At 73.1% G+C, this 14,581-nt stretch carries 13 protein-coding genes and 1 pseudogene; 3 read left to right on the forward strand and 11 right to left on the reverse strand.

The window, feature by feature from the left end:
• Positions 1–56 precede the first annotated feature (56 nt).
• The 9 genes and pseudogenes from trpA to hisI all read right to left on the reverse strand — a co-directional run bounded on the left by trpA (position 57) and on the right by hisI (position 7,217).
• The gene (trpA, locus tag ACIO3P_RS35235; protein WP_401850366.1) at positions 57–869 is read right to left on the reverse strand and encodes a tryptophan synthase subunit alpha; all 813 of its coding nucleotides are present in this window, start codon (positions 867–869) and stop codon (positions 57–59) included.
• Entirely contained in the window at positions 866–2,128 is a 1,263-nt protein-coding gene (trpB, locus tag ACIO3P_RS35240; protein WP_401850367.1) for a tryptophan synthase subunit beta, read from the reverse strand. The genes trpA and trpB overlap by 4 nt, the downstream gene beginning before the upstream one ends.
• Positions 2,129–2,274: 146 nt before the next feature.
• Positions 2,275–2,448 carry a tryptophan biosynthesis modulator TrpM gene (trpM, locus tag ACIO3P_RS35245; protein ID WP_401850368.1) on the reverse strand — a complete coding sequence of 58 codons (174 nt, stop codon included), beginning with the start codon at positions 2,446–2,448 and terminating at the stop codon, positions 2,275–2,277.
• Between the two features lie 8 nt (positions 2,449–2,456).
• The gene (gene trpC / locus ACIO3P_RS35250; RefSeq protein ID WP_401850370.1) at positions 2,457–3,266 is read right to left on the reverse strand and encodes an indole-3-glycerol phosphate synthase TrpC; all 810 of its coding nucleotides are present in this window, start codon (positions 3,264–3,266) and stop codon (positions 2,457–2,459) included.
• A gap of 175 nt (positions 3,267–3,441) precedes the next feature.
• Positions 3,442–3,954 carry a DUF2752 domain-containing protein gene (locus ACIO3P_RS35255; protein ID WP_401850372.1) on the reverse strand — a complete coding sequence of 171 codons (513 nt, stop codon included), beginning with the start codon at positions 3,952–3,954 and terminating at the stop codon, positions 3,442–3,444.
• A 223-nt stretch (positions 3,955–4,177) separates the two neighbouring features.
• Positions 4,178–4,417 (reverse strand): annotated as a pseudogene (locus ACIO3P_RS35260) (HGxxPAAW family protein); the annotation flags it as partial.
• Positions 4,418–4,527: 110 nt separating this feature from the next.
• The gene (locus ACIO3P_RS35265; RefSeq protein WP_329826070.1) at positions 4,528–5,223 is read right to left on the reverse strand and encodes a TIGR02234 family membrane protein; all 696 of its coding nucleotides are present in this window, start codon (positions 5,221–5,223) and stop codon (positions 4,528–4,530) included.
• 49 nt (positions 5,224–5,272) lie between these two features.
• Complete coding sequence (locus ACIO3P_RS35270; RefSeq protein WP_329826069.1) at positions 5,273–6,781, reverse strand: anthranilate synthase component I; 1,509 nt, start codon at positions 6,779–6,781, stop codon at positions 5,273–5,275.
• Between the two features lie 61 nt (positions 6,782–6,842).
• Positions 6,843–7,217, reverse strand: a complete 375-nt coding sequence (hisI, locus tag ACIO3P_RS35275) for a phosphoribosyl-AMP cyclohydrolase (protein ID WP_401850373.1) — start codon at positions 7,215–7,217, stop codon at positions 6,843–6,845.
• Between the two features lie 82 nt (positions 7,218–7,299).
• Between hisI and ACIO3P_RS35280 the strand changes: the two genes are divergently transcribed.
• On the forward strand, positions 7,300–7,935 hold the full coding sequence (locus tag ACIO3P_RS35280; protein ID WP_329826067.1) for a TIGR03085 family metal-binding protein: 636 nt from the start codon (positions 7,300–7,302) through the stop codon (positions 7,933–7,935).
• Positions 7,936–7,988: 53 nt separating this feature from the next.
• Here ACIO3P_RS35280 and ACIO3P_RS35285 read toward each other — a convergent pair whose 3' ends face one another.
• Together ACIO3P_RS35285 and ACIO3P_RS35290 are read right to left on the reverse strand one after the other, a co-directional pair.
• A complete protein-coding gene (locus tag ACIO3P_RS35285) occupies positions 7,989–9,278 on the reverse strand; it encodes an MFS transporter (RefSeq protein WP_401850375.1) in 1,290 nt (429 codons plus the stop codon).
• Between the two features lie 26 nt (positions 9,279–9,304).
• Positions 9,305–9,901, reverse strand: coding sequence for an ArsR/SmtB family transcription factor (locus ACIO3P_RS35290; protein ID WP_401788006.1), 597 nt, complete (start codon positions 9,899–9,901; stop codon positions 9,305–9,307).
• A 293-nt stretch (positions 9,902–10,194) separates the two neighbouring features.
• Between ACIO3P_RS35290 and ACIO3P_RS35295 the strand changes: the two genes are divergently transcribed.
• Both ACIO3P_RS35295 and ACIO3P_RS35300 read left to right on the forward strand, forming a co-directional pair.
• Positions 10,195–12,537: a glycosyl hydrolase family 95 catalytic domain-containing protein gene (locus tag ACIO3P_RS35295; RefSeq protein ID WP_401850377.1), complete on the forward strand. Its 2,343-nt coding sequence runs from the start codon at positions 10,195–10,197 to the stop codon at positions 12,535–12,537.
• Between the two features lie 49 nt (positions 12,538–12,586).
• A complete protein-coding gene (locus tag ACIO3P_RS35300; protein ID WP_401850378.1) occupies positions 12,587–14,566 on the forward strand; it encodes a glycoside hydrolase family 97 catalytic domain-containing protein in 1,980 nt (659 codons plus the stop codon).
• Positions 14,567–14,581 lie beyond the last annotated feature (15 nt).

A 14,581-nucleotide genomic window follows, 5' to 3' on the forward strand; every position in this document is an offset into this window, starting at 1 on the left:
TCCCACTTCCACCCGTACGGGTGACACCGCCACCCGATGCCCCGAGGGGCGGGCCGTCAGCGCTTGCGTACGCCCTCGGCCAGCTCAGCGGCGAGTTCGCGCACCGCGACCAGCCCCGCGGCCTCGTCGGGCGCGTCCAGCATCCGCTTGACGAACGCGGAGCCGACGATGACCCCGTCCGCGAACTCCGCGACCTCGGCGGCGTGCTCGGCGTTGGACACGCCGAGCCCGACGCAGACCGGCAGATCCGTGGTGGCGCGGGTCCGCGCCACCAGGTTCTGGGCCTCCAGGCCCACGGAGGTCCGCGTGCCGGTGACGCCCATCAGCGACGCCGCGTAGACGAAGCCGCTGCCCGCCTCGGTGATCGTGGCCAGCCGGGCGTCCCTGCTGCTGGGCGCCACGACGAAGACGGTCGCCAGCCCCTGCTTGTCGGCGTGCTCGCGCCAGACGGCGGACTCCTGGACGGGCAGGTCGGGCAGGATGCATCCGGCGCCGCCCGCCTCGGCCAGCTCGGCGGTGAACCGCTCGACGCCGTACCGGTCGATCGGGTTCCAGTACGTCATCACGAGCACCGGCTTGCCGGTCGCCTCGTACGCCTCACGGACCGTGCGCATCACGTCGGCGATCTTCACGCCGCCCCGCAGCGCGATGTCGTCGGCGGTCTGGATGACGGGGCCGTCGAGCACCGGGTCGCTGTGCGGCAGCCCGACCTCGACGATGTCGGCGCCGCCCTCGAAGACGGCCTTCACCGCCGCGATGCCGCCGTCCACGGTGGGGAAGCCCGCCGGGAGGTAGGCGATCAGCGCGGCCCGGTTCTCGGCCTTGGCGCCGGCGAGCGTGTCGCTCAGCAGCCCGATGTTCCCGCTCACTTGGCGTCCTCCCCGTTCTCCCTGTCACCGGTTCCGCTGTCGTCGTACAGTCCGAAGTACTTGGCGGCGGTGTCCATGTCCTTGTCGCCACGCCCGGAGAGGTTGACGACGATCAGGCCGTCCTTCCCCAGCTCACGCCCCAGCTCCAGCGCCCCGGCCAGCGCGTGCGCGCTCTCGATCGCCGGGATGATGCCCTCGGTGCGCGAGAGCAGCAGCAGCGCCTGCATCGCGTCGTCGTCGGTCACGGCCCGGTACTCGCCGCGTCCGCTGTCCTTGAGGTACGCGTGCTCCGGGCCGATGCCCGGGTAGTCGAGCCCCGCGGAGATCGAGTACGGCTCGGTGATCTGGCCCTCCTCGTCCTGGAGGACGTACGAGCGCGAGCCGTGCAGGATGCCGGGCTCGCCCGCCGTCAGGGTGGCGGCGTGCTCGCCGGTCGCGATGCCGTGTCCGGCGGGCTCGCACCCCACCAGACGGACGTCCGCGTCGGGGATGAACGCGTGGAAGAGCCCGATCGCGTTCGAACCGCCGCCCACGCACGCCACGGCGGCGTCGGGCAGCCGTCCGGCGCGCTCCAGGATCTGGCGGCGGGCCTCGACGCCGATGACGCGGTGGAAGTCGCGGACCATGGCGGGGAAGGGGTGCGGGCCCGCGACCGTACCGAACAGGTAGTGCGTACGGTCGACGTTGGCGACCCAGTCGCGGAACGCCTCGTTGATGGCGTCCTTCAGCGTCCGGCTGCCGGACGTCACGGGGACGACCTCGGCGCCGAGCATCCGCATCCTGGCCACGTTGAGGGCCTGGCGCTGGGTGTCGATCTCGCCCATGTAGATGGTGCATTCGAGCCCGAACAGCGCGCACGCGGTCGCGGTCGCGACCCCGTGCTGTCCCGCGCCGGTCTCGGCGATGACCCGGGTCTTGCCCATCCGCTTCGTCAGCAGGGCCTGGCCGAGCACATTGTTGATCTTGTGCGAACCGGTGTGGTTCAGGTCCTCCCGCTTGAGGAAGATCCGGGCGCCGCCCGCGTGCTCCGCGAAGCGGGGAACCTCGGTCAGCGCGCTGGGCCGGCCGGTGTAGTGGACCAGGAGGTCGTCGAGCTCGGCGGCGAAGGCGGGGTCGCTCTTCGCCTTCTCGTACTCGACGGCGACCTCGTCGACGGCGGCGACGAGCGCCTCGGGGATGAACTTGCCGCCGAAGGCACCGAAGTACCCCTCGGCGCTCGGGACATGACCTTCGGGGTCGGGAATGAAGAACTCGGACACGCGGGAACTCCTCAGAAGCAACGGACGGAGAGCACCGTAGTGCGCCGGGCGGCCGCCATCGCGCACCTCGTGGCGATCACCTGCTCCGGCGCGCACCGCACCGGGGCCGCACGGGACCTATCGGTCCACAGGGGCCTGGGGTGCGGTTACGCGGGCCATCGCATTCCGTTGACCTGGCCGGGCTCGTCCCCGATCACGTACCGCACCCGCCGTCCGTGCACCCGCCGGGCCGGCGCGCGGCAGCCACGCGGGCGGCACCCGCGCGCGAGGGGCGCGTGGGTGTCCGGCGTGGCGGCTGCGGAGCGGGTGGCGGCGGGCATGGGCGGGGTCAGTCCCTCCCGTGCCGCAGCGCGGGGTGCGCGCCGGCGGCGACGAGGTCCGCGACGGCGGACTTCGGGTCACGGCCGGTGACCAGGGACTCGCCGACGAGTACGGCGTCGGCCCCGGCGTTGGCGTACGCGATCAGGTCGTGCGGCCCGCGCACACCCGACTCGGCGATCTTCAGGATGCCGGCCGGGATCTCCGGGGCGACCCGCTCGAACGTGGAGCGGTCGACCTTGAGGGTCTTCAGATCGCGCGCGTTGACACCGATGATCTTCGCCCCGGCCTCCACGGCGCGCTCGGTCTCGTCCTCGTCGTGGACCTCCACGATCGGGGTGAGCCCGATGGACTCGGCCCGCTCGATCAGCGAGACGAGCGCCGGCTGTTCGAGCGCGGCGACGATCAGCAGCACCAGGTCGGCACCGTGCGCGCGCGCCTCCCAGAGCTGGTACGACGTGACGATGAAGTCCTTGCGCAGCACCGGGATGTCGACCCGGGCGCGGACGGCCTCCAGGTCGGCCAGCGAACCGCCGAAGCGGCGCTGCTCGGTCAGTACGGAGATGACGGCCGCGCCGCCCGCCTCGTAGTCGGCCGCGAGGGCGGCGGGGTCGGCGATCGCGGCGAGCGCGCCCTTGGACGGGCTGGAGCGCTTCACCTCGCAGATCACCTGGACGCCCTCGCCGCTCAGCGCGGCGACACCGTCCTTGGCCTGGGGCGCCTTGGCCGCGCGCTCCTTGAGCTCGTCAAGGCCGACGCGCGCCTGCCGCTCTGCGAGGTCGGCGCGTACGCCGTCGATGATCTCGTCGAGCACACTCACGCGAGCGGCCCCCTTCCGGGACGGGTGCGGTTCAGTTACGGATCGTACCGACGGCGGCCGGGGCCGCCATCGGGCCCTGTTCGGCCATGTCGTCATGTCCGGCCCTCCCGATGCTAGCCGGAAGTGGCCGAAGGGCTCGCATCCGGTCGGCCGCGCGCGCCACCGCTGCGGCCCGTCAGGGCGCGAGCCATGCCCCGAAGGGCAGGTTCCTGAGGACGCTGAAGGCCACGAGGACGGCGCCGAGGGTCCACCACCACAGGGGGCGCTGGGTGATGCGCAGGGGGAGCCCTTTTCCGGCTCTCACCACCCAGATCACCCACACGACGGCGAAGACGGCGTAGCCCGCGAAGGCGAGCGCGTTGTCGCCGAGCGCGGTGAGCGGGTCACCGTGGGCGAGGGCATGGGCGCCGCGCAGGCCGCCGCAGCCGGGGCAGTAGAGACCGGTGAGGCTGTAGAGCGGGCAGGGCGGGTAGTGGCCGGATTCGTTCGGGTCGACCAGGCCGACGTAGGTGAACGCGGCGGCGACCCCGGCGAGGGTGGCGAGCGGGGTCAGCAGCCGCCTGACCCGGGACGCGGACTGCGGCACCTCGTACGGCGCGCGCGGCCCGTAGGACCCGTACGGCTCGTACGGCGGCGTGGCCGGCATCGGTACGGCGGGAGGGTGCGGGGCGTTCGGCGCGTGGTCCACCCGGTGATTGTCGCCGCTCCCACGGAAAGACGCAGCCCGGCCTCGCCGGACTGCGTCATGTGCAGCGGACTGCGCTGTGTGCAGGGGACTGCTTCAGCTCTGGAGCTACGGGTCAGACGGTCTGGGCCTGGGCCGTGAGCGGCGCGGCGGCCTCGTGGTGCTGCTCGTGGGACGCGGTCTGCGCCAGGATCTGGGCCCTGACGTCCTCTGAGCGCAGGTTGACCTGCTTGTTCGCCGCGGCGTTCCTGGCCGCGGCCACCTCCGGCGACTCCTTGGGCATGCCCATGCCCGCGGCGCTCATCGCCATGCCCACGATCCCACCGAGCACGACGACGGCGAGGCCGCCGTAGAACGCGAGGAAGTTGACCGCCACCATGCCGACTCCCGAGACGCAGAAGCCGATGAAGGCGATGGTGACGCCGGTCCAGGCCGCCGGGGTGTGTCCGTGGCTGCTGCCCGCCATGAGTTGCTCCTCGTTGCTGTTGCGCCGGTTGCGCCGGGTGAGTCGGACGCTCACGCCATATTGTCCCGCATGCGCGGGGCGGAAGGTTCCCGGGGGTGGCCCGGTGTGAGTCAGCTCTCGCGGGTCGGATCCTCGCCGCGGTCCAGAGCCTTCCACAGGTCCTCGGGCCGGTCGGGGTCGACCACGGGCGCCTTGCGCGCGCCGCGGTCACGTCCCGGGGCGCCGCCCGTCCCGGCCCCGGCGGCCTGGCCCGGCCGCTCGTACCGGCCCGACATCGCGGGCCAGCGGCTGCCGTACACGAGGGCGAGCGCCCCCGCGAGCAGGATCAGCGCGCCGCCCGCCGTGGTCACGTAGGGCCATGCGGTGTGGCTGAGCCCGGAGACCGTGGCGGCGGTGTCGCCGGTGGTCTGCGCGGCCTTGTCGTCGAGCGCCGCGCTGTCGGAGGCGCCGAGGAACGCGGCGACGGCCGCGCCCGTACCGCTCAGGGCGAGCAGCGCGGAGACGAGCAGCCGCCCGGCCCTGCGGACGGCGAAGACGGCGACGAGCGCGGCGAGGCCGACGATGGCGAGGGCGGCCGGGACGCCGGTGATGTCCCGGCCGTCGGCCTTGAGCGGCAGGGAGCCGCCCCCGACGGCCGCCGCGCCCTCCGCCCAGGTCTGGCCGGAGGCGATCAGCACCACGGCGGCGCCGAGGGCGCCGAGGAGCAGGGCCGCGGCGAGACTGCGGCGGCTGCCGCGCGTGTCGGTGGCCGCGGGGGCCGCGGCGGTACGGGGCTGGGGTACGGGTACGGCACTCACGTACCCCACTATCCCCTACCGCCGCAAACCCCCCGGAGCCCGGGGCACCGCGCGGGGGTCAGGCCCCGCCCATCCGGTTCGCGGTGTGGACGGCCCGGAGCACCGCCGCCGCCTTGTTGCGGCACTCGGTGTCCTCGGAGACCGGGTCGGAGTCGGCGACGACGCCCGCGCCCGCCTGGACGTAGGCCGTGCCGTCGCGCAGCAGCGCCGTACGGATGGCGATGGCCGTGTCGGAGTCCCCGGCGAAGTCGAGATAGCCGACGCAGCCGCCGTACAGACCGCGCCGGGTGGGCTCCAGCTCGTCGATGATCTGGAGGGCGCGCGGCTTGGGCGCGCCGGAGAGGGTGCCCGCGGGGAAGCAGGCGGTCAGCACGTCGAAGGCGGTACGGCCCTTGGCGACCTGTCCCGTCACGGTGGACACGATGTGCATGACGTGCGAGTACCGCTCGACCGACATGAAGTCGACGACCTCGACGCTGCCCGGCTCGCAGACCCGGCCGAGGTCGTTGCGGCCGAGGTCGACGAGCATCAGGTGCTCGGCGCGTTCCTTGGGGTCGGCGAGGAGTTCGTCGGCGAGCGCCTGGTCCTCCTGCGGGGTGGCGCCGCGCGGCCGGGTGCCGGCGATGGGGTGGACCATCGCATGGCCGTCCTCGACCTTGACGAGCGCTTCGGGGCTGGAGCCGACGACGTCGAAGGCGGCCCCGCCGTCCTCGGTGGCGGGGAAGCGGAAGAGGTACATGTACGGGCTCGGGTTGGTGGCCCGCAGCACCCGGTAGACGTCGAGCGCGCTCGCGGTGACGGGCGTCTCGAACCGCTGCGAGGGCACGACCTGGAATGCCTCGCCCGCCCTGATCCGCTCCTTGATGTCCTCGACGGCGTCCTGGTAGGCGTCGCCGCCCCACAGCGCGGTGAACTCGGGCAGCTCGGAGGCGGGCAGTTCGGCGGGCGGCGAGTGGAACGGCCGGTCGAGGTCGGCGGCCATCGCGTCGAGCCGGGCGACGGCGTCCGCGTACGCCTCGTCCACGCCGGTGTCGAGATCGTTGTGGTTGATCGCGTTGGCGATCAGCAGGACGGAGCCGTCCCAGTGGTCGAGGACGGCGAGGTCCGAGGTGAGCAGCATGGTCAGCTCGGGGATGCGCAGGTCGTCGCGGGCGTGGTCGCCGACCTTCTCCAGCCTGCGGACGATGTCGTACCCGAGGTAGCCGACCATGCCGCCGGTGAAGGGCGGCATGCCGGAGGCCAGGTCGCGGGGGGTGTGCAGGGTCTCCACCGTGGCGCGCAGGGCGGCCAGCGGGTCCCCGTCGACGGGGACGCCGACGGGTGCGGTGCCCAGCCAGTGCGTCCGCCCGCCGCGCTCGGTGAGGGTGGCGGCCGACCGTACGCCGATGAACGAGTAGCGGGACCAGGAGCGGCCGTTCTCCGCGGACTCCAGCAGAAACGTGCCGGGGCGTTCGGCGGCGAGCTTGCGGTACAGGCCGACCGGGGTGTCCCCGTCCGCGAGGAGGCGCCGGCTCACGGGGATGACACGGCGGTCCACCGCCAGCTTGCGGAAGGTCTCAAGGTCCATGGCGGCTGACCCTACTCGTTGCGCGTACGGGAAAGGGGGCGTGCGGGCGGGCGGCCCGGCCCTACCCGAGGGGCAGGACGTCGGCGTCGAAGCAGGTGCGCGCGCCGGTGTGGCAGGCGGCGCCCACCTGGTCGACCTGGACGAGGACGGTGTCCGCGTCGCAGTCCAGGGCGACGGACTTCACGTGCTGGATGTGGCCGGACGTGTCCCCCTTCACCCAGTACGCGCGGCGGCTGCGGGACCAGTAGGTGCAGCGGCCGGTGGTCAGCGTGCGGTGCAGGGCCTCGTCGTCCATCCAGCCCAGCATCAGCACCTCGCCGGTGTCGTACTGCTGGGCGATCGCCGGGACCAGGCCGTCTGCGCTGCGCTTGAGACGGTCGGCGATGGCGGGGTCGAGCCCTCCGGTGGGGGACGGCGCCCCGCTCGTACTGGTCATACGGCCATTGTGCCGCGCCCGTGCGGTTCCCCGGCGCGATGTCCACTGGGCGGACGGGTTCCGGCCGCCGTACGCTGGAGGCATGTCGACCCATGCGAAGCGTGAACGACTTCTGCTCGCCGACCTGTTGGAGGCGGCGGGCCCCGAGGCACCGACGCTCTGCGACGGCTGGCTGACCCGGGACCTCGCGGCCCATGTGGTGGTCCGCGAGCGCCGACCCGACGCGGCGGGCGGGATGATGCTGGCCGCGCTCAGGAACCGGCTGGAGCGGGTGCAGGCCGAGTATGTCGCGAAGCCGTACGAGGAGCTGATCCAGCTCATCAGGTCGGGTCCGCCGCGGATGTCGCCGCTCGGCATCAAGCAGCTCGACGAGGTGGCGAACACGGTGGAGTTCTACATCCACACCGAGGACGTCCGCCGGGCGCAGCCCGACTGGACGCCCCGGGAGGTGGACCGCGTCTTCGCCGACACGCTGTGGTCGCGCCTGGAGAAGGGCGGCCGGATGATGGGCCGCAAGTCCCCGGTCGGCCTGGTCCTGCGCCGCCCGGACGGTCAGACGGCGGTGGCGCACCGGGGCACCCCGGTGGTGACGGCGACGGGCGAGCCGAGCGAGCTGCTGCTGTTCGTGTCGGGCCGCCAGGAGGCGGCGAGGGTGGAGCTGGCGGGCGACAAGGACGCGGTCGAGCGGGTCAGGGACGCGAAGCTGGGCATCGCGTAGCGCGTACGTACGTACGAGGGCGTACGGGCACGGGCTGCTGGCGCCGGGCGGTCTCAGTGCGGCAGCTCGGCCCGGCGCAGCGCCTTCGGGCCGAGCCCGATGACACCCCCGGCGGCGCAGACCGCCGCGCAGGCGAGGAAGACCGGGCCCGCGCCCCACAGGCCGACCGCCGCGCCGACGAGCGGGTAGCACAGGGGCGCGATCCCCAGGGTGACGAGCGTCGAGACGGAGGTGACGCGGCCCAGATAGGCCGGGTCGCAGGCCGTCTGGAGGATCGCCCAGGCCAGCGCGCCGCTCAGGCCGGCGAGCAGCCCGATGAGGGCGCCGGCGGCCATGGCGTACGGGACCGACGGCACGTACCCAATGGCGGCGACGCAGACGGCGCCGCCGCACAGGACGAGGGGCATGACGAGCCCGGCGCGCGGTATGCGTCCCCGTACGGTCAGCAGCAGCGCGCTGAGGCCCGCGCCGGTGCCGAAGGACGCGACGATCCACCCCATGCCGTCGGCGCCCCAGCCGCGTTCCTGGACGAGGAGCGTGAGCCCGATGTTGAGCGGGCCGACGAAGCCCAGCTCCCCGACGGCGACGGTGGCCATGAGCGGGGCGAGCACCCGGTGGCGGCGCAGGTAGCGCAGCCCGTCCCGCAGTTCGCCCCAGGCCCCGAGGTCCGTGTGAGCGTCCGCCGGGTCCTTGGCCGGGCCAGACCGCATCCGTACGGCGAGGAGCAGCGGCAGCGATACGGCGAACAGCGCCCCGGCGAAGGCGAACGCGGCCGGCGACCCGCCGAGCGCCACCGCGAACCCGCCGAGCGGCGCCCCGGTCACCCCGGCGACGCGCTGGGCGAGGCCGCGCATCCCCTGGACGCGGGCGAGCTGGCCGGGGGCGGTGATCCGGGGCGGCAGGGCGCCGACGGCGGGCAGGAAGAGCGCGTCGACGGCGCCGAAGACCAGGGCGACCGCGAGGAGCATCCAGAGCGCGGGGGTGGTGAACAGCAGCGCCAGGGCGACGCCCAGGATGACGGCGCAGCGCACGGCGTCACCGCCGATGACGACCCGCCGGGGCCCGAACCGGTCGGCGATCACTCCCCCGCCGAGCATGAGCAGGGCGCGGGGTACGGAGGCGGCGGCGAGGACGAACCCGGCCTGCGCGGGGCTGCCGCCGCGGACCGCGGCCCAGGACAGCGCCATGTAGTAGACGCTGTCGCCGACCATCGAGGCGGTGTAGGCACCGAGCCAGCGCAGCACGTTGGCGTCCCGGTGGGCGGGCCGCTCGGGAGTGGGGGCGGTAGGTGCGGCGGAGGGTGTGACGGAGGGGGCGGGCGTGGGTCCGAGGGGCGCGCTCACAGCGGTGCCGTCCTCTCTCAGGGATCTCAGGGGCGGAAGGGGAAGCCGTACAGATGCAGCGCGACGGTCTCGCGTCCCTCGGTGTCGCCCGTGTCCTCGGCGGCGCGCCCGGTGTTCTGGTACTTCAGGGCCAGTTCGTGCAGCTCACGTTGGAACGCCGCCAGCTCCGCCGCGGTGAGCGGAGCCAGGTACTCGCTGCTGAGGGAGGCGGTGCGCCACTCGGACGGCCAGGCGTTCTGGGAGTCGAGGAAGGCGCGGTACTGGCTGACGCGCTGTTCGAAGACGAGCCGGCCGACGGCGCTGTACGCGGCGACCTCCTCGGGCGCGTCGCTGAAGTCCTCGTGTCCCCAGCTCACCCCTTCGGAGGCGACCCGCCACCACCGCTCCCGCCCGTCCGTCCCATGCGGCTCGGCCTCCGTGATGAGCCCGTGCTCGGCGAGCTTGCGCAGGTGGTAGCTGACGAGCGAGACGGCCTCGTCGACCTGGTCGGCGAGGTGTGAGGCGGTGGCCTGACGGGCGATGAAGAGCGCCCGGTAGAGCCGTAGCCGCAGGGGGTGGCCGAGGGCCTTGAGGGTGGCGATGTCGGTGATCCGGCGCTGTTCCCGCTGTTCCTGGTCTGCCATGGACCGACCGTAATCAGAAAAGAAAAATTGCACAATATTTGTTGCGCAATAAATCCTGTGAACTTGCCCGGCCCGTTCGACCACCGACCAGCAGCTATACATCGGATGAGTCCGGACGCAAGCCCGGACGGGACCACCAGGGGCGGGAGGCTTGAATCCGCCGACGACCTGACAGAAGTGGCCTGATTCCGTCGAGTTCCTATCATTGACAGGTGCACGCAACGTACCTAGGTTCACCGACACACCCGATGTATTCGATGTATTCGATGATCCGTCAGGTCTGGAGGACAACGATGACCTCACCGTCAGGAAAGCCCTCAGCCGTGGACCGCAGGGCCTTACTCGGCACCGCGCTGGGCGGCGCGGCAGCCGCGGCGCTGCCCGCAACGGCCCACGCGGCACCCGCCGGAGCCCCCGCGCACCCCGACGTCCCGGAGCACCCCGCGCACCCCGCACGTCCCGCACGTCCCTGGAAGCTCCGCGACGCGATGTCCACCGACGGCGCCTGGGCGAGCTTCCTGCGCGGCCAGGACCTGCTGTGGACCCGGCTGCCCACGTCCTGGTACGAGGGGCCGTTCCTCGGCGACGGGCAGCTCGGCACCATGATCTACCAGGAGCCGGACAGCAACCGGATCCGCTTCACGGTCCAGCACGGGCGCGTACAGGACCACCGGCCCGAGTTCGGCAGCACCTGGGGCACCTGCCGGCTCCCGGTCGGGCACCTCACGCTGGACCCGGTCGGCACCATCACCGCCGTCGACTGGCGGCTGAGCCTGTGGAACGCCGAACTCACCGGCACCGTCACCACCACCCGCGGCACCCTCACCCTCGCCGCCCTCATCCACGACGAGGTCCTCGCCGTCCGCACCACGGCCACCGGCGGCGAACGGGCCGTCTGGACCTTCCACCCCGAGGAGGCCGTCAGCCCCCGGAGGATCAGCGAGGACCCGCCCGCCGGCTACACCGCCCACCCGCCCTGGACCACCCGGACCACCGCCGACGGCACCGAGCAGGTGCTCCAGCCCCTCACCGGCGTCGGACAGACCGCCACCGCCTACCGCCGTACCCGCGACGAGCTGCTGCTCAGCGTCGGGCACAGCGCGCCCTCCCTCACCGCCGCCGCGGCGGACTCGCTGCGCAACCTGCGGCGCGCGGCGTCCTGGAGCGCCCTGCGCCAGCGGCATCTGCGCTGGTGGCACGCGTTCTACCGGAAGAGCTTCATCTCCTTCCCGGACCAGCGGATGCAGTCCTTCCACTGGATCCAGCTCTACAAGATCGCCTCAGCCAGCCGGACGGGCGGCCCCGTCATGGCCACCTCGGGACCCTGGCTGGAGCCCACCCCCTGGCCCGCGGTCTGGTGGAACCTCAACGTCCAGTTGGAGTACTGGCTCATCCACGGCTCCAACCACCTGGAACTCGACTCGCTCGCCACCACCCTGCGGCAGAGCCAGGAACAGCTCATCGCCAATGTGCCCGCCGCCTACCGCGCGGACAGTTCGGGCGTCGGCCGCAGCTCCGACATGTTCGCCAACCGCGGCGTGGGCAGACCGGGGACCGGCGCCGAGACCGGCGACCTCACCTGGGCGCTGCACAACGTATGGCTCTCCTACCGTCACTCCATGGACGAGAGCCTGCTGCGCGACACGCTCTTCCCCGTGCTGCGCCGGGCCATCGCCTACTACCTGCACTTCCTCACCCCGGGCAGCGACGGCCGCCTCCACCTGCCGAGCACGCTCTCGCCCGAGTACCCGGTCGTACCCCCGCAGGACACCAACTACGACCTGGCACTGATCCGCTGGGGCTGCCAGACCCTGCTGGACTCCGCCGAACTGCTCGGTGTCGAGGACGAGTCGGCGCCGCGCTGGCGGGAGGTGCTGGCCCGGCTCACCCCGTACCCGGTCGACGGGAACGGCTTCATGATCGGCGCGGACACCCCGTACGCGCAGTCCCACCGCCACTACTCGCACCTGCTGATGGTGTACCCGCTGTACCTGGTCAACTGGGACCAGCCCGGCTCCCGCGAGCTGATCACGACATCGCTGACGCACTGGCACGCGCTGACCGGCGCCCACCGCGGGTACAGCTACACCGGGGCCGCCTCCATGTACGCGATGATGCGCGACGGGGACACCGCGCTCACGTATCTGCGGAAGTTCTTCGACCCGGGCAGCCGCTTCCCGTGCCGGGCCAACACCCACTACACCGAGGCCGGTCCGGTCATCGAGACGCCGCTGTCCGCCTCGCAGTCGCTGCACGACATGTTCTGCCAGAGCTGGGGCGGCGTGATCCGTGTCTTCCCCGCCGTCCCGGCCGACTGGGCGGACGTCACGCTGCACGACTTCCGCACCCAGGGCGCCTTCCTGGTCAGCGCCGTACGCAAGGCCGGGGCCACCCGGTTCATCCGGATCAGGAGCCTGGCGGGCGAGCCGCTCAGGCTCCGGCACGGGCTGGCCGGGGCGCTCACCGTACTGCTGGACGACGGGACCCCGGCCAGGACCGAGGACCTGGGCGACGGCACCCTCGCCATCGATCTGCCCCGGGGCCGTGAGGTGCTGGTCCACTCCGGCCGCCGCCCCGACCTGGTCATCGCGCCCGTCCCGGTCGGCGAACCGGGGCCGGCCTGGGGCCTGCCGTAACCCTCAGGCGTGCCCGCAGCCCCCGACTCCACCACCCCGGGAGGTTCCCATGGCGGTTCCGCTCAGGACCGCGATCACCCCGCTCCGCGCGCTGCTCCGCGCCGCGCTGGCGGCCACACTGCTCACGGCCGCCCTTCTCACGGCCGGCCCCGCGCGGGCCGGCCAGGACACCGGCTCCCCCCAGCACCGCTGGGACGTGTCCGCCCCCGTACCCGCCTCCGCCCCCGTACCCGCCTCCGCCCCCGACCGCGCCGCCGTGGCGCGCGTACCGCACGCCCGGGTCTCCCTCGACCCCGCCACCGGCGCCCTGAGCCTCACGGTGTCGCGTGGCGGCCGGACGGTCCTCGCGCCCTCGCCCGTCGGCCTCGTCACCGAACGCGCCGACCTCTCCCAGGGGTTGCGCTTCCTGCGCCGTACGGACCGGCCGGTCCGCGACCGCTACCGGGCCACGTCCGGCAAGCGGCTGGAGCGCCGGGTCGAGATGACCGAGACCCGCCTGTCGTTCGCCACCGCCGCGGGCGCCCGGCTCGACCTCGTCGTGCGCGCCGCCGCCGACGGGGTCGCCTACCGGTACGACCTGCCCGCCGGGTACGGGGACGTCCTCCGCGAGACCTCCGCCTTCACCGTGGCGCCCGACTCCCGCGCCTGGCTCGGCACCTACCGGGCCGACAACGAGGGCCAGTTCGCCCCGCACACCGCGGCGACCGCCCCCACCGGGGCGTACTCGTACCAGGCGCTCTTCGCGACCGACGGCGGCTACACCCTGCTCGCCGAGTCCGGCCTCACCGGCGCGTACTCCGGTGCCCGGCTCGCCCACGACCAGGGCACCGGCACCTACCGGGTCGCGCTCGCCGACGAGCGGGTCGACGCCGACGGGCCGCTCACCACCCCCTGGCGGGCCCTGGTCACCGGCGATCTCGCCACCGTCACCCGGTCCACCTTCACCGACGACCTCGCGCCCGCCTCCCGGGTCGCCGACCGCTCGTGGATCCGGCCCGGCACCGTGCTGTGGACCTGGCTGGCCGGCGGCCGGGAGGCCGGCCAGAGCCTCGCGGCGCAGAAGAAGTACGTCGACTACGCCGCCGAGCGGAACTGGCCCTACGAGGCCGTCGACGCGGGCTGGTACTACAAGCCCGGCGAGTGGAACACCACCGACCCCGACTGGGCGACCAACAGCTGGCTGCCCGAACTCGTCCGCTACGCCCGCGCCAAGGGCGTCGGGATCATCGTCTGGGTCCACCAGACCAACCTGGACACCCCCGAGGAGCGCGCCCTCTGGCTGCCCACCCTGGAGCGCTGGGGCGTCAAGGGCGTCAAGATCGACTTCATGGACTCCGAGGCGCAGCCGATGCTCCGCTGGTACGACACCATCCTCCCGGAGACCGCCGCCCACCACCTGATGGTCGACTTCCACGGCTCGACCATCCCCAAGGGCATCCAGCGCACCTGGCCGCATGTCATGACCCTGGAGGGGGTCGGCGGCGAGGAGAAGCGGACCAACACCGCGGCCCACCTCACCACCCTGCCGTTCACCCGCAACGTCATCGGCTCCATGGACTTCACCCCCGGCGCCTTCCACCGCGTCGGTCTGCGCCCCAACTCCGACGCGGCGGAGACCGGGCTCGCCGTGCTGTACGAGTCGGGGCTCCAGATGTTCGCGGGCACCCCCGAGTCGTACGACGACCGGCCGCTCGCCCGGGAGTTCTTCGACCAGGCCCCCGCCGCCTGGGACGACACCCGGCTGCTCGCCGGAGAGCCCGGCCGGGAGGCCGTGCTGGCCCGCAGGGACGGCGACCGCTGGTTCCTGGGCGGGGTGTACGCCGGCGCCGCCCGTACGGCCGAGGTGCCGCTGGCCCTCGGTCCCGGAAGGTGGCTGGTGGAGACGGTCCTCGACAGCGCCGACGGGCTGGTGCAGGACCGGCGGGTGGTGCGCGGCGGCGACACGATCGACGTCGAGGTCGTCGACAACGGCGGCTTCGCCGGGATCGCCTGCCCCTGGCGCCCCGGCGTCACCACCTGCTACCGCTGACCGTTGAACCCGAAG

The organism is Streptomyces sp. NPDC087310 (assembly GCF_044744405.1).
Classification (GTDB): domain Bacteria; phylum Actinomycetota; class Actinomycetes; order Streptomycetales; family Streptomycetaceae; genus Streptomyces.

Coding starts and splice junctions, on each gene's coding strand:
- ACIO3P_RS35270 (WP_329826069.1), bottom strand. CDS start 6,781: ATGGACCTTGAGACCTTCCGCAAGCTGGCGGTGGACCGCCGTGTCATC.
- ACIO3P_RS35280 (WP_329826067.1), top strand. CDS start 7,300: ATGTCGACCCATGCGAAGCGTGAACGACTTCTGCTCGCCGACCTGTTG.
- trpM (WP_401850368.1), bottom strand. CDS start 2,448: ATGCCCGCCGCCACCCGCTCCGCAGCCGCCACGCCGGACACCCACGCG.
- ACIO3P_RS35295 (WP_401850377.1), top strand. CDS start 10,195: ATGACCTCACCGTCAGGAAAGCCCTCAGCCGTGGACCGCAGGGCCTTA.
- hisI (WP_401850373.1), bottom strand. CDS start 7,217: ATGACCAGTACGAGCGGGGCGCCGTCCCCCACCGGAGGGCTCGACCCC.
- ACIO3P_RS35290 (WP_401788006.1), bottom strand. CDS start 9,901: ATGGCAGACCAGGAACAGCGGGAACAGCGCCGGATCACCGACATCGCC.
- ACIO3P_RS35300 (WP_401850378.1), top strand. CDS start 12,587: ATGGCGGTTCCGCTCAGGACCGCGATCACCCCGCTCCGCGCGCTGCTC.